This window comes from Cryobacterium shii (assembly GCF_004402595.1).
Lineage (GTDB): Bacteria > Actinomycetota > Actinomycetes > Actinomycetales > Microbacteriaceae > Cryobacterium > Cryobacterium shii.
In genome coordinates this window covers 19,374-39,494 of record NZ_SOFY01000089.1, presented here as the reverse complement: position 1 = coordinate 39,494, position 20,121 = coordinate 19,374, and the positions used below count along the sequence as shown (strand labels likewise).

The following is a 20,121-nucleotide window of genomic DNA, read 5'->3' as shown; positions in this document are numbered from 1 at the left end:
GGTTCTGGGCGTCGTCCCTGCTCTGGTCGTCGTCGCGGTTCTTGGCGATTTCGCTGATGGTGTTCACTGTGTTACCTGCTTTGCGGGGAGAGTGCGGGGCCGCCAGGGCTCCCGATAGGATTCGAATTCTTCGATCCGCGCCTCGTCGCGCAGGGTCAGGCCGATGTCGTCGAGGCCTTCGAGCAGGCGCCAACGGGTGTAGTCGTCGATCTCGAACGCAACGCTGAGGTCGCCGACGCGGGCCGTGCGGGAGACCAGGTCGACCGTCAGCTCGATGCCCGGGGCTGCCTCGATGATGTCCCACAGACGCTGCGCGTCGGCCTCGGAGATCTGGCCGGCCAGGAGACCCTGTTTGCCGGCGTTGCCGCGGAAGATGTCACCGAACCGGGGGCTGAGCACCACGTCGAAGCCGTAGTCGCGCAGCGCCCACACGGCGTGCTCGCGCGAGGAACCGGTGCCGAAGTCCGCGCCGGCCACGAGCACGCGGGCGCCCTGGTATTCCGGCCGGTTCAGCACGAAGTCCGGATCGGTGCGCCAGCCGGCGAACAGGGCGTCCTCGAAGCCGGTCCGTGTCACGCGCTTGAGGTACACGGCGGGGATGATCTGGTCGGTGTCGACGTTGGAGCGGCGCAGCGGCAGCGCGATGCCGGTGACTTTGGTGAATTTTTCCATTACTGGTTGTCTCCGTCCTGGACCAGGTCCCACGGGCTGGACAGCGTGCCGCGAATTGCGGTCGCCGCGGCGACGAGCGGCGAAACGAGGTGCGTGCGACCGCCCTTGCCCTGCCTGCCCTCGAAGTTTCGGTTGCTGGTCGAGGCGCACCGCTCGCCCGGGGCCAGCTGGTCGGGGTTCATGCCCAGGCACATCGAGCAGCCCGCGAAGCGCCACTCGGCGCCGAAATCGGTGAAGATCTTGTCGAGGCCCTCGGCCTCGGCCTCGATCCTGACGCGGGCGGAGCCGGGCACGACGAGCATGCGCAACCCGGCGGCCAGGGTGCGGCCCTTGACGATCTCTGCCGCGGCGCGCAGGTCCTCGACCCGGCTGTTGGTGCAGGAGCCGAGGAAGACGGTGTCCACCCGGATCTCCTTCATCGGGGTGCCGGCTGCCAGATCCATGTACTCGAGGGCCCGTTCGGCCGCGGACCGTTCGTTGGCGTCGGGGATGACGGACGGGTCCGGCACGGTCTCGCTCAGCGAGACGCCCTGGCCGGGGTTGGTGCCCCAGGTGACGAAGGGCTCCAGTGCGTAGGCGTCCAGGATCACCTCGGCGTCGAAGGTGGCTCCCTCGTCGGTGGCGAGGGTCTCCCAGTAGGCGACCGCGTCGTCCCAGTCCGCACCGGCCGGCGCGTGGGCGCGGCCGTGCAGGTAGTCGTAGGTGGTCGCATCCGGGGCCACCATGCCGGCGCGGGCACCGGCCTCGATCGACATGTTGCAGATCGTCATGCGCCCCTCCATTGAGAGGGCACGGATGGCGCTGCCGCGGTATTCGAGTACGTAGCCCTGGCCGCCGCCGGTGCCGATCTTCGCGATCACGGCGAGGATGATGTCCTTGGCCGTGACGCCGGGGCGCAGGGTGCCGTCCACGGTGATGGCCATGGTCTTGAACGGCTTCAGCGGCAGGGTCTGGGTGGCCATGACGTGCTCCACCTCGCTGGTGCCGATGCCCAGCGCCATGGCCCCGAAGGCGCCGTGGGTGGAGGTGTGCGAGTCGCCGCAGACGACGGTGATGCCCGGCTGGGTCAGGCCCAGCTGCGGTCCGACGACGTGCACGATGCCCTGTTCGATGTCGCCGAGGGAGTGCAGCCGCACGCCGAATTCCTCGCAGTTGCGGCGGAGGGTCTCGATCTGGGTGCGGCTGGTGAGGTCGGCGATGGGCTTGTCGATCGCGAGCGTCGGAGTGTTGTGGTCTTCCGTGGCGATGGTGAGGTCGGGTCGGCGCAGTCGGCGCCCGGCCAGGCGCAGCCCGTCGAAGGCCTGCGGGCTGGTGACCTCGTGCACGAGGTGCAGGTCGATGTAGATCAGGTCGGGGGTGCCGTCTTCGCCTTTGGCGACGAGGTGCTTGTCCCAGACCTTCTCGGCCAGGGTGCGCGGTCGAACGGCGCCCGGGCCGGCCGTGAATGGTGCGACGGTGTTCGATGCGGCCGCGGGCAGTGTTGCTTCAGTCATGGGTGTGCGTCTTCCTCAACAGTGGGTAATCAGCCGACAACAAACCCCACGACGAGAGAGGCCTCAGAACTGGCACTCGTCGCGGCAGAGAAGGAGGATTCGACCGGGCAGCACCCGAACAGGCTAACACTTCGCGTCTGCACGGTTGCAGTGCGGCGCTCATTCGAGGGCGACCTGGACCGTGAATTGGCCCAGCATCAGCACAGAACCCGGCAGAAGATTCTGCGTCGCCCCCGGCTCGAGATCGGTCCAGGCGCCGTCGGGAACCGTCGCCGACACGCCGTTGGTCGAGTCCAGGTCGGTCACCGAGAGGCCGTGGTCCGCGATGAAGACGACGGCGTGGGTCTTCGACACCGACCGGGCCGGGTCCTGCACGGAGACGAGCCGGGCATCCGGGTGCCCGGGGACCGGGGCCGGGCTGCGCCCCAGCACGACGGCCCCGGCCACGTCGACCGCCTGGCCGTCTTCGAAGGTCAGCAGCCAGCGACGTGGCCGCCTCGGTTCCGCCTGGATCGGCCGGAACGCCGGGAAGGAGGCGCGCATCGTGGTGCTGTCGGTCGCGACCTCGTCGTCCGGGTCCGACTCGTCGGCGGCCGGTGCCGGGCTCAGCCACGGCGGCGGGAGGATGAATCCGGGTTTGTCCACCTCGCCACTCTATCTGCGGTGCGCTGCTTCCTGCGGTGGGCTACTTCGACAGGTCGACCCGGCTCCAGTCCCGTCGGGAGCGGATCCGGAACCGGCTGAACAGGCGGCGCAGCCGGCCGACGGACGTTTCCGCGCGGTGCAGCGAGTCCAGCGCCTCGTTCCAGCTGCGCTCCACCAGCTCGTCGTCGATCTGCTCCCCGTTGAAGACGGCGTGGTCGCAGAGCTCAGCGAGCGGCATCAGACGGATGTCCCCCGTGGCCGGTCCGGCCTGGCCGACCAGCTGGGACTCGACCTCGGTGGCGATCAGCCGCCGGGTGGTGCCCCGCGGCACTTGGAAGCCCAGTTCGGCGTAGCCGTCGGTGACCTCGTCCCAGGCCCCGGCGACCCGGGTGTCCCCGCTGCCGCGGGTGCGGCGCCGGCGACGCCGACGGCCCTTGAGTGCGCCGATGACGAGCACCGGACCCAGGATCAGCAGCATCGGGATCCCGACGATCCCGCCGAGCGCCCAGGCCCAGCCGGGCAGGGTGAAGGCCTTGTCCTTGTCGTCCTTCTTCGTGTCGTCGATCTCGACGGCGGTCAGCAGGTCGTCCGACTGGTTGTCGGACCGCGGGGGCTGGCGCACCTGGGGCTGCGGCACGGACTTCGGTTTCGGAGTCTGGTCCTGCGGCACATCCGTCTGGTCGGGGGTCGGGAAGAACGGGACCCAGCCCACGCCCTCGAACGCGACCTCCACCCAGGCCGTGACGTCGGAACCGGTCACCTCGACGCTCGTGGCCCCGTCGGGCACGGCCGGGGCGAACCCCATCACCACGCGCGCCGGGTAGTTCAGGCTGCGGGCCATCAGCGCCATGGCGGCGGCGTACTGCTCCTGGTCGCCGACCATCTGGCTGCGGGTGAACAGCTCGTCGATGCGGTCCGCGCCGTGCCCGGCCCGGGACGGGATGCCGTCGGAGGCGAGGCCGTGGCTGAGGAATCCCTGCGTTTTCAGGGCCTTCTGGATGGCGCGCAGCTTGTCGATCGGGGTGTCGGCACCGCCGGTGTACTCGGTGGCCTTGGCCACCACGACGTCCGGGATGTTCTCCGCCGCCGGCAGGGACACGGTGGCGACCGGGACCTTCTCCAGGTCTTCGTCCTTGTAGGACTGCTGCACGGCGGCGCGGGTGGTGTACGTGTAGCCGTTCTTCACGCCGCTGGTGAGCACGGCGGTGCCGGTTCCCGCGTTGTAGCGCAGGTTCTCGGCCTCTGCGCTGCTCTTCGAGTCGTCGAAGTCGACCGTGGTGGGATAGCCGACGCCGGGGAGCCAGACATCCGCGTAGCCGGAACCGGTGACGGTGACCGTGCTGAACGCGACGCTGGTGACCAGCGGCGGGTCGGGGATGGTGCGGCCGACCAGGCGGAAGCCGGCCTGCCCGCCCTCGGAGCCGGCGACGCCGGCGACGCCGGCCACGTTCCACAGTTTGCCGTCGTAGGAGTCCATGCTGGCCAGGCGCAGGAGCTGCCCGGTCTGCAGGCCCTCGACCGTGAACAGCGGGGTGTCGGCGAGGGTCTTCGTGTACTGGCGGAACCCGGCCAGCGGGCTCGGGAACTGCAGCGGGTCGAACGGGGGCTGGATCTCCTCGCGCAGCACGAAGCGCTGCGCCTGCACGGGGGCGAGCGCAGCGCCGGCGAGGGCGCCGATCAGCACGGTGCCGAGGATGAGCGTGCCGGTGCCGACCAGCTTGCGCCGGAGCAGCCGGGAGGAGCCCACCCGGTCGGCGGTCGCCAGCTGCGACCGACGCCAGCCGAGCCAGATCAGGGCGATCACGGCGAAGGCGACCCCCCGGATGCCGGCGTAGTAGGCCTCATCCGTTCCCATCAGGATGCCGGCCAGGTAGAGGAGCACCGGCCCGGCCAGGAGCGCGCTCGAGCGCCAGACCGTGCGGGGGCGCAGCGGCAGCCAGCGGGAGGCGAGCATGGTGCCGACGAGGGCGATCAGCCAGGCCGCGAAATAGGGCAGCACCGGCATGTAGTACGGCGCTTCGACCGGGGTGCCGAGGGTGACGATGTCGGCCCAGCCGAACACCGCGCCGAGGGCGAGGCCGGCCGAGGAGGCCAGGCTCGGGAACAGGAGGAGCAGCCCCTGCTGCGGCATGGTGAAGGGCGTGCCGAGCAGGAAGTAGGCGAGGACCGCGGCGAGGACGCTGACCAGGGTGCCGAGGCGGAGCAGGTAGGCCAGGACGGCGATCCCGGTTCCGACGAGGAGTCCGCCCAGGCCGGCGAGGAGGAAGTTGTAGTCCCCGAACGAGGTTTCGAAGCCGAGCACACCGAGCAGGGACAGGGCGCTGAGCACAGCGATGTCGGACCAGGCGCGGGCGGGCAGTCTCTGGGCGGGCACCGAGCGGAGGCGGCTCATCCGTTCACCCGCCGGAGCAGTGCGGGCAGGTCGGTGAGCTGGCCGAGGGTGATCACGGTGAGCCCGGACACGCTGGTGAGCCGGGGGGTCGAGCCGAGTTCCATCCGGAAGGCGAGCGTCTTGGTTTCGGGCCCGAAGAGCGTCTGCACCGCGCGGAACTCGCGCAGTTCGAGCAGCGACCCGGCCACGATCATCACGACGCTGGGGACCGGCAGCCGGCGGGTGGCGTCGCGGGCGAAGTCGCGCAGCGTCGGGTACAGGTCCGTCACCGGGGCGATCCGGCAGGAATCGTCGAGGAGGGCCACCGCGGTCTTGGTGGTGAGCAGCCGGTCCTCGGTCACCACGCTGACCCGGGTGCCGTCACGGATCACCTGCAGCGCCAGCGAGGCCGTCGCCGACACACCGAGCTCGAATTCCTCGTCCGAGGCGTAGTGGGCGGTTTCTGAGGTGTGCACGATGGTCAGCTGGGACCGGCGGGTCTCCTCGAACTGCCGCACCATCAGCTGGCCGGTGCGCGCCGAGGTGCGCCAGTGCACGTTCCGGAGCGCGTCGCCGGGCACGTAGGCGCGCAGCGCGTGGAAGGAGATGTCGTTGTTGGTGATCTTGCGGGTGATCTCCCCCTCAAGGTCGCGCACCAGGCCCGCCGCGGAGGACTGCAGCCGGGTGGTGACCGGGTGCACGAACAGTTCCACCGGGTCGGTCCACCGCACCGTGCGGCGCAGCAGCCCCAGCTGGTCGCCGCGTACCGACACGGCGGGGCCGGCCACGATGACGGCGCGATGGTGGGTCGGCACGGCGAACAGTTCCTCGTGCCGGACCGCGGGTGCCAGCCCGGGGATCACGAATTCGGCGACCCCGGTGCCGACCGACAGCTCCATCCGCACCGGGAGCAGACTCTTCTCCCCCGAGTTGGCCACGGTCATCTGGCCGAGGGCACGCTCCCCCGCGACGACCCGGTGCGGGTTCAGCGCCACGTCGACGGCGTAGGTCGCGCGTCCGAAGATGAAGACGACCGCGACCAGGAGGGCCGCCAGCAGGGTGGTGGCGAGGTAGGTGAACTCGGCCCACCCGGACAGGCCGCTGATCAGGAAGGCGGCCACGGATGCGGCGAGCGTCAGCCAGCCGACCGGGCCGACGACATCCGTGACCGGTTTCGCGGCCTGCCAGGCGCGCCGGGCCAGCTGGCCGAGCAGCCGGAAGACCGTGCGCCGGGAGTCGCCGAGGGCTCGCCGGAGCGACACCACGGCGTGTTCCGCCGGGGACACGGGGCGGGGAACCTTCTCGGCGACGCGGGTCATGCGGCGCGGTAGGCGGGTGGTGCGACCTCGACCAGGATCCGGCTGACGATGTCCTCCGCGGTGACGCCGGCGAAGTCGGCCTCCGGGTCGACCATGATGCGGTGCGCGAGCACGGGCACGGCCAGGTCGCGGATGTCGTCGGGGGTGACGTAGGTGCGGGCCTGGGACAGCGCCCACGTCTTCGCGGCGCGGGCCAGCGAGAGCGCGCCGCGCATGCTGACCCCGAGCGTCGAGGACGGATCGGTGCGGGTGGCCGTGACGATCTCGTTCAGGTATCCGAGCACCGATTCGTCGACGAAGACCTCCGAGGCCAGCTGCACCATCGAGTTCACCGAGCTGGAGGCGATGATGGCCGAGATCTTCGAGTCCCTGGCCCGGTTGGACGAGTCGAGGAGCAGGGCGACGGCCGTGTCGTGGTCGGGATAGCCGAGCGAGGTCTTGATCAGGAACCGGTCGAGCTGGGCTTCCGGCAGCGTGTAGGTGCCGGCCTGTTCGACCGGGTTCTGGGTGGCGATGACCATGAAGGGGCTGCCGACCTCGTGGCTCACGCCGTCGACCGTGACTCGTCCCTCCTCCATCACCTCGAGCAGGGCGGACTGGGTCTTCGGGCTGGCCCGGTTGATCTCGTCCGCCAGCACGATCGATGCGAAGATCGGGCCCCTGTGGAACTCGAAGAGTCCCTTGCCCTGGTCGTAGATGGTCACTCCGGTCACGTCGGAGGGCAGCAGGTCCGGCGTGAACTGGATGCGCGAGTTGGTGCCGTCCAGCGTCTTGGCCAGGGCCTTGGCCAGCACGGTCTTGCCGGTTCCGGGGAAGTCCTCCAGCAGCACGTGCCCGCTGGTGAGCATCGCCGCCACGACGAGGCGCACCACCTGGTCCTTGCCGAGGATCGCCTCGTTGACGTTGCCGACGAGGCGTCCGAAGGCCTCGGCGAACCAGTCGGCCTGCTCCTGTGTTACTGCCATTGTGTCTCCTAAGTGCGTACGTGATGAGCTCGTGTCGGCGAGGCGCCTAGGGAGCCGTGGCCCACCGTTGCCAGGGGCTGTTCAGACTGATCGGACCGGATATCTCGACTCGGACGTCCTGGTTGCCGTACTGTCCGGCGACGGCCGTCGACCGGTCCATGTAGCTGCCGGTGCGTTGGGTGCCCGCTCCGAAGAGGGTGAAATTCTGGGCCGTGAAGCGGTAACCGCTTCCCGTGACGATCTGCACCGTGTACGTGCCGTTCGGAATCCGGGCGTAGTCGAACGCGATCCAGTTCCCGACCGGCGCTCCGCCGCCGCCGTCACGAATGGCGAGCGTCGGCGGCGCCGGCGGCGGGGGCGGCGGCGCGGGCTGGGGCGTGGCCACGTTCGACTGGGTCCACCCGCTGCACCCGCGCGCGTTGCAGGCCTGCACCTGGTACTGGTAGGGGGTGTTCACCGTGCCGGTGGCCGAGGCCGTGCGAGCCCCGCCGGTGGACCCGGTGCCGTTGCTGCCCTGGATCCACTGGTAGTTGTAGCTCGTGACACCGCGGCCGCCATCGCTGGACGGGGCGGACCAGGCCAGGCTCAGGGCCCCGGTGCCCTGTCCCGGCGCGTCCAGGTTCGCGCTCGCCGGTGCGCCCGGCACCCCGAAGGGCGTGACCGTGTTGCTCGCCCCTGAGGCGCTGCCCTGGCCGATCGCGTTCCAGGCGGAGACGGTGAATAAGTAGTTCGTCCCGTTCCGGAGGCCGCCGATGGCATGGGTGCCTGCCGACATCACGTCGAGGCTCCCGCCGCCGCCGGCGGTCCAGCTGATGGTGTACCTGGTGATCGGCGAGTTGTTCGACGGCGGAGCGGCGAACTTCACGGTGGCGCTGCCGTCGCCCTCGACCGCGGTCGGGGTGTTGGGGGCATCCGGAACGTTACGGATGACGAGCGTGACGCGTCCCTGCGTTTCGCGGCCCGGGTCCCGCGTGGCGTCCTGGATCCGGTAGACCACGGTCAGGGTTCCGGTGGCGCCCGAGCCGGTCTTCACCGTGACCCCGGAGGCGGTGTGGCTGACCGTCGCAGTGCCGACCTGCTGCTCGATGGCGGCCGAGATCACCGTGAGGGGCTTCCCGTCCTGCGCGTAGGGGTTGTAGTCGTTGTCCAGCACGGGGATGGCGACGGACTGGCTCGGCCGGGTCTCGATGCCGGTGCCGTTCGGCCCGGAATCGTCGACGGCCTGCGGCTTGGCCCGCGTGGAGGACACGACCGTGACGTTCACCGACCCCGGAATCGTGAACTCCTTGTAGGTGACCGTGAACGAGAGGGTGACCTTCTTGCCCGGCTGCACGCCGAGCGGCGCCGAGATCGAGAGGTCGGCGCCGCTCAGGGTCGCCGCGACATCCGCCGAGGTGCCCCCGGGCGGACCGTAGCTGAGCTGCTGCACGATCTGGGGGTTGGGGTGCCCGCTGGAGGTGCGCAGGTTGACGACGAGCGCCGGCTCCCCGGCCTGGATCGTCACGTTCGGGGGTGTGAAGGTGGGCGGCACATCTTCGGAGTTCGGGTCGCCCACGGTGACCGGGATGGTCAGGGTCGCCTGGTTTCCCTTCGGGTCGCCGGCGGAGGTGCCGTCGGTCACCACGAAGGTGACGGAGGCCGGTCCGCGGTAGTCCTGAGCCGCGGAGAAGGTCAGGGTGCTCGGGTCGACCAGGGGCGAGGACCCGGACGCGTTGGTCGCCGTCGCGGAGAGGATCAGGGCGGGCCGCCCGGAGGGGACCTCCACGATGTCGGCCAGGTTCCAGGTCTTCGAACCGTTCATCCGCACGAGCTGCTCCGGCAGCGCCTTCAGGAAGGGCGGCGGGAAGGCCTGCTCGGCGGCCGGCTTCTCTTTCTCGTCCGGATCCGGTTTGGCGGGAACGATGATGAAGGCCGTGGCCCTGAGCTTGTCGACGTCGTTGGTGAGGCGGTAGGCGATGGCCTGCCGCACGTTCTTCGGGGTGACGGTGACGGTGCCATTGGGCAGGATCGTGCCGGATGCCGCGTTCGGGCCCTCGAGGCTGATCACGAGGTCTTCGATCAGGCCGCTGGGGTTCTCGGCCTTGTCGAGCACCTTGACGTCGACGCTCTTCTCGGTGAGCACGTCCTTGGGCTCGATGACGTGGTCGATGGCGCTCGGGTACTGGGCCTTGGCGTCGGCGGTCACCTTGACCTGCACGAACGCGGTCGCCGCGCCGCCGTGGCCATTGGTGATCTCGTAGCGCAGGGTGTAGCTGCCCTCGACCGCGGGGGCATCGATGATGATCCGGCTGCCGTTCACCTTCGCGGTGATGCCCTCCTGGACCTCCGGCAGCTTCTTCGAGAGGGTCAGCTTGTACCCGTTCGGGTCGGAGTCGTTGAGCACGACCGGGATCGATCCCGCGCGGCCCGGTTTGATCTCGATCGCGTCGTCGACGGCGTTAGGCGGGAGGAGGGCCACCGGCCGGGGGATCACGCCGATCCGAACGGTCCCGGTCGCCGTGGCGCCGTAGGTGTCCGCCACCTCGTAGGTGAAGGAGTCGGTGCCGGCCGTGCCGGGGTAGGCCTCGTAGACGAAGAAATCACTGCCCCGCTTGGTGATGCGCCCGAGGGCCGGCGGCGTCGTCACGTCGGTCAGGTAGACGGAGTCGCCGTCGGGGTCGATGCCGTCCAGGGGCACCTGCACCTTGATGATCGAGTCTGCGAACGTGCGCATGGTCAGCGGCAGCGGCGTCGGCGCCCGGTTATTCGCCTTGTCCGGCCCGATCACGGTGAAGCGCACGACCGCGGTCGCGGTCTCCAGGTACGGGTCGGTGATGGCGTAGGCGATGCTGTACGCGCCGGGTTCCTTCGGGGCCTGGTAGCGCACCTGCTTACCGGTGACGAACGCGAGCCCCCCGGCGTTGGCGGTGTCCACGAGGTCGGGCGAGAGCGTCATCGTTCCCGAGTCCGGGTGGTAGTCGTTGTCCAGCACGGGCACGCTCACGATGTCGCCCGCGCGCACGCTGACCGAGTCGTCGACGGCCACCGGGGGCTGGTGCTTCACAAGCGGCGGCACCGGGACGATGGTGATGCCGGCCGTCGAGGTGCCCTGTCCGTCGCTGATCGTGTAGGTGAACTGCACCTGCTGGGTCAGCGCCGCCGAGGCGGTCACCCGGAGCACGGTGTTGGTGAGGATTTCGACCGAGACCAGGTCCTGGGCGCCCGAGGTGTCCACGGATTGCACCGCCAGCACCCGGCCGCTCGGGGACACGTCGTTGCCCAGCACCGGCACCGTGAGCGGTTCGCCGGCGCGCAGGTAGGCGGTGTCCTTGACCGCGATCGGCGGTAACACCTCGGTTGGATTCTCGGTCACGTCCACCCGGATCAGGCCGACGCTCGACGCGGCCCCGGCGCCGAGGCTGTAGGTGAAGACGTAGCTGCCCGCCTCGGGAGCGGAGACGGCGACGGTGCCGCGGTCCAGGTTCGGCACGGCGGTCACGTTTTCGGGCACATCGTTGACCCCGATCAGGGCCAGGGGCTCGCCGGACGGGGACACGTCGTTGGCGAGCGGTTCGACCAGCACGGTCTCGCCCACGAAGGTGGTGGCGAAGTCGGGGGTGCCGACCGGGTTCAGGCTGCCGGGGGCCTTGACCTCGACGGTGAGCACGCCGGTCGAGGTGAGCGTGCCGTCCGACACGACGAACTGCACCTCCTTGACCCCCAGCTCTGAGGTCTTGCTCTCGAAGGTGATGAAGCCCTCCGGTCCGAACCGCACCCCGTCTCCGGTGGTCGGCGAGGCGGATACGAGGTAGATGTCGTCGCCGTCGGGGTCGATCCAGTCGCTGAGCACGTTGTAGCTGACGATCTGCCCCTGCTCGACGGAGATCGCGCCGGCCCGGTTCGACACCGGGGCCTCGTTGAGTTCGAACGGGCGCACGGTCAGGTTCACGCTCGCCTCGGCGACGGCCCCGCGGCCGTCGGCGACCGTGTAGCGGAAGCTGACGGTTCCGGCCAGGTCGGCGGCCGGGGAGAACTGCAGCGCCCGGCCACCGTCGATGTAGTCGAGCCGCCCCTGCGCCTCGTTGAACCCGTTCGTGTTGACCACGGTGAGCACGTCGCCGTCGGGGTCGGTGTCGTTCTCGAGCACGGGCAGCACGGTGGTCTTGCCGGGTCGGATCCCGTAGTTGTCGTCGTGGGCGAGCGGGGCCCGGTTCTGCGGGGTGCGCTCGGCCAGGGTGTCTTCGAAGGACTGCTGGGACGCCTTCTCGTCGCCCTCCTCCGAGTCCTCCTCCTGGGGCGGCGTCACCTCATCCCAGTTCTCCACCAGTCGCATGTTGGCGTCGACGAGCCACACGTTCCCGTTGGACAGGTTGTTGAGTGCGATGACGTTCCGGTTCACCCGGAATTCCAGCGTCGAGCCCTGCGTCGCCTGGGCGATGGTCTGCCGATTCGGTTTCTTGTCGGTGCAGGCGGCCAGGTACTGCTGGGCTCCGGCCCAGGCGCCGTGCGCGCATCCGTTCAGCCAGACCGGTGTCGACACGTCCTTCGGGTCGGTCAGGGGGGTCTTGATCCCGGCCGGCACCGTGGTGATGTCACCGCCGCCGAGGGGGACCTCGAGCAGGGAATCGCCGGTTGCGACCACGGCGAAGGCGTTCTCGGCTCCGCTCTGCTGCAGCTTCAGCGCCTGCCCCGGGAGGTCGATCGGGGCTCCGCCGTCGACGATCAGCCGGTCCTTCTCGGTGTCGAGCACGACCGGCGTCTCCCCCACCGCGGCCAGTTGGTGCGCGCCGAGGCGGGGCAGGTCGCTGCGCTGTGGCTCACTGCCGGGCTCGGCGATGGTGACCAGCTTCTTCTTCGCCGGCGAGGTGCCGAACACGGCGCCCGCCCGGGAGACGGCGATGTGAGCGCCCTTGCCGAGTTTGAGAACCGGATCGGTTTTCTTGGGGTCGAAGCTCAGTTCCTGCGCTGCGTTGATCACCCAGACCTGGCCGGTCCCGGGCGCCAGGACCGCGATCGTGTCGCCGCCGTAGGCGATCTCCGAGCCGACCGGCACGTCGACGCGCTGGCCGAGGGTGGTGAAGGAGGGGTCCACCCGCTCGAGGGAACCCACGCTCTCGTCGTAGAGGAAGACGTCGTCGCCGTCCTGCAGCACGGTGAAGGCGTTGGATGCCGCGTTCACGGAGCCGTTCAGCTCTTCGATCTGCCGGTTGAGCCGACCCGCGAGCAGCTGTTTGCCGTTGGTCACCCAGACGTCCCGGGCGGTGAGGTCGACGTCGGTGACCGGGAAACCCTGGTGCAGCACCGCGAACGTCAGCGGGATGCCCGCCATGACGGCGATGGCGACGACGGATGCCGCGGCCTTGCGGGCACGAAGCCACCGGCTGAAGGACCCCACCCTGTTGCCCCTCGCCCAGTTCGTTTCGCCTCGCAGAAGTCCTCGACGGACCTCTCCCCGGGGAATACGCTAACACGCCGGAGGCGCATTCTCACCCCACACGGGTCAGCGGTTGCAGACCCGGTTGGCCTCGGAAAGTTTGCCGTCGCCGCGTTGCAGATACAGGTCGACGCACACCCGTTCGCCCGGGGTCACCTCGTCGACGGCGATGTCCGCGGTGGAGCTCAGTTTCGGCTGGTTCGGCGTTTCTGCTCGCGCCCACCGGTACACGTCGCCTTCCTCGGGGTCGGGGTTGGCCACGGTGAACGTCACGACGGTGCCGTCGACGGAGGTGGCCGTGCCGGTGAGCGTGAGAACGGGAACGCCCGACTCCATCGCGGCGTCTCCGCTGTCGCTGGACGGCGTCTTGACCGGGGCCATTCCGGGGGTGGTCTGGCTTCCCGTGACGACGACCGCGGCAACGACAGCGCCGATCAGTGCCACGCCGGCTGCTGCCGAAATCAGCAGGACCAGGCCGCGCCGGCGGCGAGCGGCGGGCTCGGCCGGGTCCGCGTTCGACGCGTCCGCGTTCGGCGGGTCCGTCTGGTGCGGCAGGCTCTCCCCCGTCGGCACGACCGGTTTCCGCGGCCGCAGGACGGTGTCGGACGCCCGCCCGCGCATCACGGTGGCGTCGCCGGACTCGGGCGTTGCCGGGTTGCGCGGGGACTGGGGGCGGATGACGACGGCCCCCCTGACCCGCGTTTCCCCGCCGTCCGGGGAGGGAGCAGAGGGGACGGGTGCTGCGCCGGCCGGCTGGGCGGCGATGCTGACGACGGAGCGCGCCCGGGTCTCATCGGCACCGGCCGGTGAATCCGCCGACGCGCGCGCCGGACGGCCGGAGGGGTCCGTCCCGGACGGGGCCAGGCGCGGGACCTCGATCGCGGTCGCCGAGTAGCCCAGCTCGAGCTCGATTCGCTGCAGGGCCCTGGCGAAGTCCACGGCGCTCGCGTAGCGGGCCGCCGGGTTCTGCGCCATCCCCTTCGCCAGCACGGCTTCCAGCGACCGGGGCACGTCCCCCCGCCCGATCGGCGTGATCGCGCCGCGTTCGATCCGGCCGATCAGGTCGAGCGTGCCGTTGGACCGGCCGCGGATTTCGAAGGGCGTGCGGCCGGCGAGAAGCGTGTGGATGGTGGCGGCCAGTGAGAACACGTCGCTGCGGACATCCGGCACCGGGTCGTCTTCGAACATCTCGGGCGGCGACCACGGCACGCTCATCCCCACCGACTGGGTTTCGGCGGCGGCGCCGGCAGCGAGCACGGCTGCCGGGCCGCCGGCCTGCGCCTGCACGGGGAGGTCGCTCTCGAGCGTGGAGGAGATGCCGAAGTCGGTCAGCGCGGGCCCGCCGAAGTCGTTCGTCAGGACGTTGCCCGGTTTGATGTCGCGGTGCAGGATGCCGGCGGCGTGTGCCGTGGCGACCGCGCCGGCCAGGCGCACTCCGATGTGCAGGGAGTCCTCGACCGTGAACGGGTCGCGCTTGTACCGCTCCGACAGGCTCGGGCCCGAGCAGTACTCCATCACGAAGTAGGGGCGCCCGTCCCCCGCGACGCCGGCGTGGTAGATCGTGACGATCGACGGATGCGTGGACAGCCGGGCCATCAGGTTCGCCTCGTCGACGAACCGGGCCCGGGTGGACTCGTTCAACTGCTCGGTCAGCAGCACCTTGACGGCCACGCGGCGGCGCGGCAGCTGCTGGTCGTAGAGGAAGACGTCAGAGAAGCCGCCGGAGCCCAGGGTCTGCACGTAGTCGTAGCCGGGCAGTTCGGGTGGGAGGGATACGGCGCGGCCCATCATTCCTCGCTCACGGTGAGGGTCAGGCCACTGCCCAGATCGATGACGGTCCCCACCAGGACCGACGCCGATTCGCCCCTGCGCAGTTTCTGCGGCGGCCGGCCGGGAAGCACGATCACGGTGCCGTTGCGGGACTGGAGGTCGGTGACGACGACGGTGTCACCCTCCACCGTGACCCGCACGTGGTTGCGGGAGATGTCCTGGTCGCGTCCGCCGAGGCTGACCAGGCGCGGCAGCCGGCCGCCGGGCACCTGGCTCACGCTGGGGGCGCGTCCGATCAGGACCGGCTGCGGTCCGAGCGGTTCGCGGCCTCCGCCGGGCAGAAGCAGGAACAGTGCGGGAAGGGCCGGCGCGGGCACGACCGGCGCTGACAGGACCGGCGCGGGCGGCCCCGGCTCGGGCCGGGCCACGCCCGAGGCGCTCCTCAGCTTGTGGAGGTCGCCGCTCATCACCGTCAGCCCGTCATGGTGGTCGGTGTCCACGGAGGATTCGGGCGCCCCGCCCGGCGGCCGACCCACGGATCGACGGAGATTCACGACCGTCTCATCGCTGATGGCCTCGTCCGGGACGGGGATCACCGGAGCACTGACCGGCGGGACGATGATCTGCGGATCGCTGATCTGCGGAACGCTGATCTGCGGAACGCTGATCTGCGGAACGCTGACCGGCGGAACGCTGATCTGCGGAACGCTGACCGGCGGGGCCGCGACCGTTGCCGCCACGGGCACGACCGGCACGACCGGTGCGACCGGTGCGACCGGGACGACCGGAGCGGTGGGCGCGATGGGCGCTACCGGCGCAACCGGGACAACCGCCACGACCGGTGCGCCGGGCCGCGATGCGGCTCCGCGCGGGTTCAGGACGATCCAGCGGGACCTCACCATCCCGCAGGAAAGGGGAAGCGCGGCGCGCTCGAGACGCCCGTTGAACTCGTCTGTGGCGGGTCCGCACTCGAGCAGGAAGGCCGTCACCGAGGCGACGGACTGTTCCCGCCAGGTGGCCACGCCGGCGCCCGACAGCAGCACCTCGCCGGCACCGGTCGACAGCCGCAGTGCCACGTCGCCGCGCACGATGGCGTGCACGGTCGCCCCGTCGCCGAGGTCACCCTCCCACGTCAGCAGCACGAACGGAGGCGCCGTGAACACCCCTTCGGACGTCAGGGCATCGAGAACGCCCTGCACGCCGCCGTCGAGGCCGGACCACAGCCGGTCCACCGTCCGCTCGGAATCCTCCGTGCGCACCACAACCAGCCGCCCGGCCTGCGTCGCCGCCAGCCAGTCCCCCGACTCATCGTGTTGATACGAGAGCATGTGTCATCTACCCCTGGCTTCTCGGCCTCGTGTCCTCGAGGTGCTCGTGCATCCCCGTCGCACGGTCCCGTGTGCTGTCGTCGTCCGCATCCTGCCCCGGATCATCCAGGACCGACTCGATGTATACGACCGTAACGTTATCGTGTCCGCCCCGTGCCAGCGCCGCGTCGACGAGCACGTCCGCCAGGGACCTCTCGGTCTCGGCGGTCCCGTCGTAGGCGGCCAGCAACCGGGCGATCTCGGAGGTGCCCAGTTCCTTGGTCAGCCCGTCGGAGCAGATCAGGAAGGAGTGCCGGCCCCGGGCCGGCAGCAGCCAGACGTCCGCGTCGACTGACTCGTCGGCGCCGATCGCCCGGGTGATCACGTTGCGTTCCGGGTGGTGTTCGGCTTCCACTGCGGAAATGAGTCCGGCATCCACCATTTCCTGCACCGCCGAGTGGTCGACGCTCAGCTGGGTGAGCGTGCGCCCGTCCCAGGTGTAGACGCGGGAGTCGCCGATGTTGAATGCCATCCAGTGGAAGCCCACATCGTCGCCCGCGTCCACGAACGCGACGCCCGCGAGGGTGGTCCCGGAGACGGCTGTGCCGTAGTCGTCCACGGCGCTGAGATCCCGCACCGCGTCGTTCGAGGAATGGATGGCGTCCAGGATGCGTTCCGGCGTCGACGGCGTGTCACGGGCGATGTGCTCGTCGAATACCCGGACGACCGTTTGGCTGGCCACGTCACCGTGGGCGTGGCCGCCCATGCCGTCGGCCACCAGGAAAATCGGCGACTGCGCCAGAAAGCTGTCCTCGTTGATCTTGCGCTCACGGCCGACGTCGGTTCGGGCGCTGAACACGAAGCGCGCGCGACTTGCCGGGAGCACGATCTCGATCTCACTCTGCATGGCCACGTCTGCTCCAGTGTTCAGTTCCGATTGCCGCACGTCGACGGGGTCACTCCTCGGCGAGGTGGGGGATCTCTTCGGCGAGGGTGTGTCCGCGCCGGCGGGCGTCCCGTGACGCCTTGATCACGCTGGCAATAGTAGCGACAGCCATGGAGACCACGATCACGCCGAGGGAGGTCCAGGTGTCGATTTCCGGCGCCCACTCCACGCCCTGGCCGCCGTTGATGAATGGCACCTCGTTGGTGTGCAGGGCGTGCAGGACGAGCTTCACGCCGATGAAGAAGAGGATGAACGCGATCCCGTACTTGAGGTATTCGAGGCGTTCGAGCAGGCCGCCGAGCAGGAAGTAGAGCTGGCGCAGCCCCATCAGGGCGAAGACGTTGGCGGTGAAGACGATGAACGGGCTCTGGGTGATGCCGAAGATCGCCGGAATCGAGTCGAGGGCGAAGACCAGGTCGGTCGTGCCGATCGCGAGGAGCACGATCAGCATCGGGGTGAAGACCTTCTTGCCATCGATCAGGGTGCGCAGCTTCGAGCCGTCGAAGGTCGAGGAGACGTTCAGGTGGGTGCGCAGGAAACGGATGAAGGCGTTGTCCGCCTCGTCCTCTTCCGGTTCCTTGGCCAGCGCCTGATGCACGGCGGTGTAGAGCAGGAACGCACCGAAGATGTAGAAGATCCAGCTGAAGTTCTCGATCAGCTGGGCGCCCAGCAGGATGAAGATGCCGCGCAGCACGAGCGCGATGATGATGCCGACGATCAGTACTTCCTGCTGGTATTTACGGGGCACCGAGAACCTCGCCATGATGATGACGAAGACGAACAGGTTGTCGATGCTCAGGCTGTATTCGGTCAGCCAGCCGGCCAGGAACTGGCCCGCGTGCTCGGCGTCGGCCAGGAGGAGCATGAGCAGGGCAAAGACCAGGGCCAGGGCGACGTAGAACACCACCCACAGGGTGGCTTCCTTCATGGATGGCACGTGAGGGCGTTTGAAGACGATCAAGAGGTCGGCGAGCAGGATCACCGTCAGGATGACGAGGGATCCGACTTCGAACCAGAGCGGGAGAGCAAGTTCCATGGGGGCGGGGGGCCTTTCACTAGCGGGATGCTGACGGAGTGCAGCACGAAACCCGAAAGTCTCTCCCGCATCGATCACTCGATGCTGCCGCGCCGGGGCCCCGGCACCGCGGCCCGTGTTGACGTTCACGGCACAGGACCCGAATCGGGCCCACAGGGATACTCCCCTTCACTTGAGAGGAGTCTACCGGGCCGCGGCGGCTTTCTCGTCCCGTTGCACGCCGTCTGCCACCGGTCACCGGCCGACGGGTGCCGGGGCCGGGGCCGGGGCCGGGGCCGGGGCCGTTAAAGCAAAAACTCCCCCGGGGTTGCCGGGAGAGTTTCAGGTTGTGACCCCAGCGGGATTCGAACCCGCGTTACCGCCGTGAGAGGGCGATGTCCTAGGCCGCTAAACGATGGGGCCGTTTGCAACTCGTCGAGTATGCCACACGGATGAGCGGGAAACCAAACTGAGCGCCTCAGGCGCAGACGAAGAGGGCTCCGGGCACCACGTCGACCTGCACGGGAAGGGCCCCGATCCGCTCCCCGTCGGCATACGCGAACACGCCCTCGGCGTCCATGCGCACGCTGCGGCAGCGGGTGATCTCGACCTGCGGCAGGCCTGTATGCGTTCCGGAGAATACCTTCGGGAACACGCGCAGGAAACCGATCCGGGACAGCGGGGTGACGACGAACAGGTCGAGCAGACCGTCGTCGATGACCGCGTCCGGGGCGATCCGCATGCCGCCGCCGATCGAGACGTTGTTGGCGACGGAGATCAGCATCGCGCGTTGGGTGCGCTCCACGCCGTCGACCGTGAGGCGGTAGGTGAGGGGCTTGAACGTGGCGAGCACCAGCAGCATGGCCAGGGTGTACCGGCTCTTGCCGCGGGGGCGGCGCATCCGGTTGGCCCGTTCGTTGACGACGGCGTCGAACCCGGCCGAGAGCACTCCGGCGAACCAGGTCGTGACGTCCCCGCACGTTGCCCGGCCGCAGTCGATGGCGCGCGGCGCCCGGGCGAGGGCGAGGGCGGCGAGGAGGTGACGGATGGCGGCATCCGTGTCGTCGACGGGGATGCCCAGCCCGCGGGCGAGGTCGTTTCCCGTGCCGCAGGGCACGATGGCCAGCGGTATCGTCCGTCCGGCCAGGAGGTTCGTGCCCAGGCTCACCATCCCGTCTCCGCCCACGACGACGAGCACGTCGACCCCGGGGACCAGCAGCGCCAGGACCTCGAGGCGCAGCAGCTCGAAGCTGACCTCGCTCCGGACGGTCACGTCGTGGCCTGCCGCTCGAAGGGCGACGACGACCCGCGGACCGACGTCGCTCCGGCGGCCGAAAGAGGCGTAGGCGTTGATCGCGACGACGAGGCGGAGAGTCGGGCTGGGGGGTGCGGCCCGGGGAGGAACAGAATTCACCGCTCCAGTATCGCGCCTCGCCAAGTTGCAGCGCGCCGTAATTGGGTATTAGCTCGACCCATGAAACTGACGAAGCTGGAGCATGCGGCACTCATCGTGGACAAAGCCGGTCACAAGTTGTTCATCGATCCCGGCTCGTACACGAGCCCGCTGACCGAGACGGCGGGCGCCGTGGCCGTCGTGATCACCCACGAGCACCCGGATCACTGGACTCCCGAGCAGCTCGACCGCATCCTGGCGCTGAACCCGGAGGTTCCGATCTTCGCTCCGGCCGGGGTGGCCCACGCTGCAGCCGGGTATCAGGTGACCGTCGTGTCGGCCGGTGACACGGTCGAGGTCGGGCCGTTCACCCTGAGGTTCTTCGGCGAGAAGCACGCGGTCATCCACGAATCGATCCCGGTGGTCGACAACATCGGGGTGCTCGTCGACGATGAGCTCTACTACGCCGGAGACTCGTTCACGGTCCCCGACGGAGTGGCCGTGGACACCCTCGCCGTTCCGGCCGGGGCCCCCTGGCTGAAGATCAGCGAGGTGATGGACTACGTGCTCGAGGTCAAGCCGCGACGCGCCTTCCCGACGCACGAGATGCTGCTCTCCCGAGCCGGCAAGGAGCTGTCGAACGCGCGCATCCGCTGGGCCACCGAGCAGAACGGCGGCGAGTACTTCCCGCTCGAGCCCAACGAGTCCCTCGACCTGTAATACATCGCACTCCTTTCGGGGGTAGCTCTGTAGGAATCCCACAATGTTCACGGGGCCAGCCCGGAATGTGTTGGCCTCAGTCCTGAACTTTT

At 69.5% G+C, this 20,121-nt stretch carries 13 protein-coding genes, 1 tRNA gene and 1 pseudogene; 2 read left to right on the top strand and 13 right to left on the bottom strand.

Annotated features, from left to right (window positions below; translation table 11 throughout):
• Nucleotides 1-63 precede the first annotated feature (63 nt).
• From leuD to E3O49_RS19105, 9 genes are all read right to left on the bottom strand, one after another.
• Entirely contained in the window at nucleotides 64-672 is a 609-nt protein-coding gene (gene leuD / locus E3O49_RS16240; protein WP_134368221.1) for a 3-isopropylmalate dehydratase small subunit, read from the bottom strand.
• Entirely contained in the window at nucleotides 672-2,165 is a 1,494-nt protein-coding gene (gene leuC, locus E3O49_RS16235) for a 3-isopropylmalate dehydratase large subunit (RefSeq protein WP_134368220.1), read from the bottom strand. The genes leuD and leuC overlap by 1 nt, the downstream gene beginning before the upstream one ends.
• Before the next feature lie 159 nt (nucleotides 2,166-2,324).
• On the bottom strand, nucleotides 2,325-2,810 hold the full coding sequence (locus tag E3O49_RS16230; RefSeq protein ID WP_134368219.1) for an FHA domain-containing protein: 486 nt from the start codon (nucleotides 2,808-2,810) through the stop codon (nucleotides 2,325-2,327).
• A gap of 40 nt (nucleotides 2,811-2,850) precedes the next feature.
• Complete coding sequence (locus E3O49_RS16225; protein WP_134368218.1) at nucleotides 2,851-5,202, bottom strand: transglutaminase TgpA family protein; 2,352 nt, start codon at nucleotides 5,200-5,202, stop codon at nucleotides 2,851-2,853.
• Nucleotides 5,199-6,500 (bottom strand): DUF58 domain-containing protein, encoded by a 1,302-nt coding sequence (locus E3O49_RS16220; protein WP_134451900.1) that lies wholly within the window; start codon nucleotides 6,498-6,500, stop codon nucleotides 5,199-5,201. The genes E3O49_RS16225 and E3O49_RS16220 overlap by 4 nt, the downstream gene beginning before the upstream one ends.
• Nucleotides 6,497-7,465 (bottom strand): AAA family ATPase, encoded by a 969-nt coding sequence (locus tag E3O49_RS16215; protein ID WP_134410813.1) that lies wholly within the window; start codon nucleotides 7,463-7,465, stop codon nucleotides 6,497-6,499. The genes E3O49_RS16220 and E3O49_RS16215 overlap by 4 nt, the downstream gene beginning before the upstream one ends.
• A 46-nt stretch (nucleotides 7,466-7,511) precedes the next feature.
• Nucleotides 7,512-12,839: an Ig-like domain-containing protein gene (locus E3O49_RS16210; protein WP_134451899.1), complete on the bottom strand. Its 5,328-nt coding sequence runs from the start codon at nucleotides 12,837-12,839 to the stop codon at nucleotides 7,512-7,514.
• A gap of 105 nt (nucleotides 12,840-12,944) precedes the next feature.
• Nucleotides 12,945-14,669, bottom strand: a complete 1,725-nt coding sequence (locus E3O49_RS16205; RefSeq protein WP_244285316.1) for a serine/threonine protein kinase — start codon at nucleotides 14,667-14,669, stop codon at nucleotides 12,945-12,947.
• Entirely contained in the window at nucleotides 14,666-15,115 is a 450-nt protein-coding gene (locus tag E3O49_RS19105) for an FHA domain-containing protein (protein WP_420898210.1), read from the bottom strand. The genes E3O49_RS16205 and E3O49_RS19105 overlap by 4 nt, the downstream gene beginning before the upstream one ends.
• Before the next feature lie 15 nt (nucleotides 15,116-15,130).
• Between E3O49_RS19105 and E3O49_RS19100 the strand changes: the two are divergent.
• A pseudogene (locus E3O49_RS19100) lies at nucleotides 15,131-15,322 on the top strand (hypothetical protein); the annotation flags it as partial.
• Nucleotides 15,323-15,983: 661 nt separating this feature from the next.
• Here the strand turns inward: E3O49_RS19100 and E3O49_RS16195 are convergent.
• The 4 genes from E3O49_RS16195 to E3O49_RS16180 all read right to left on the bottom strand — a co-directional run bounded on the left by E3O49_RS16195 (nucleotide 15,984) and on the right by E3O49_RS16180 (nucleotide 19,330).
• Nucleotides 15,984-16,862, bottom strand: coding sequence for a PP2C family protein-serine/threonine phosphatase (locus E3O49_RS16195; RefSeq protein WP_134368231.1), 879 nt, complete (start codon nucleotides 16,860-16,862; stop codon nucleotides 15,984-15,986).
• Nucleotides 16,863-16,911: 49 nt separating this feature from the next.
• Nucleotides 16,912-17,937, bottom strand: coding sequence for a TerC/Alx family metal homeostasis membrane protein (locus E3O49_RS16190; protein ID WP_134368211.1), 1,026 nt, complete (start codon nucleotides 17,935-17,937; stop codon nucleotides 16,912-16,914).
• Between the two features lie 329 nt (nucleotides 17,938-18,266).
• Nucleotides 18,267-18,339: transfer RNA gene (locus E3O49_RS16185), tRNA-Glu, on the bottom strand.
• Between the two features lie 55 nt (nucleotides 18,340-18,394).
• Nucleotides 18,395-19,330 (bottom strand): diacylglycerol kinase family protein, encoded by a 936-nt coding sequence (locus tag E3O49_RS16180; RefSeq protein WP_134451896.1) that lies wholly within the window; start codon nucleotides 19,328-19,330, stop codon nucleotides 18,395-18,397.
• Between the two features lie 60 nt (nucleotides 19,331-19,390).
• Between E3O49_RS16180 and E3O49_RS16175 the strand changes: the two genes are divergently transcribed.
• On the top strand, nucleotides 19,391-20,029 hold the full coding sequence (locus E3O49_RS16175; protein ID WP_134368209.1) for an MBL fold metallo-hydrolase: 639 nt from the start codon (nucleotides 19,391-19,393) through the stop codon (nucleotides 20,027-20,029).
• Nucleotides 20,030-20,121: the final 92 nt, after the last annotated feature.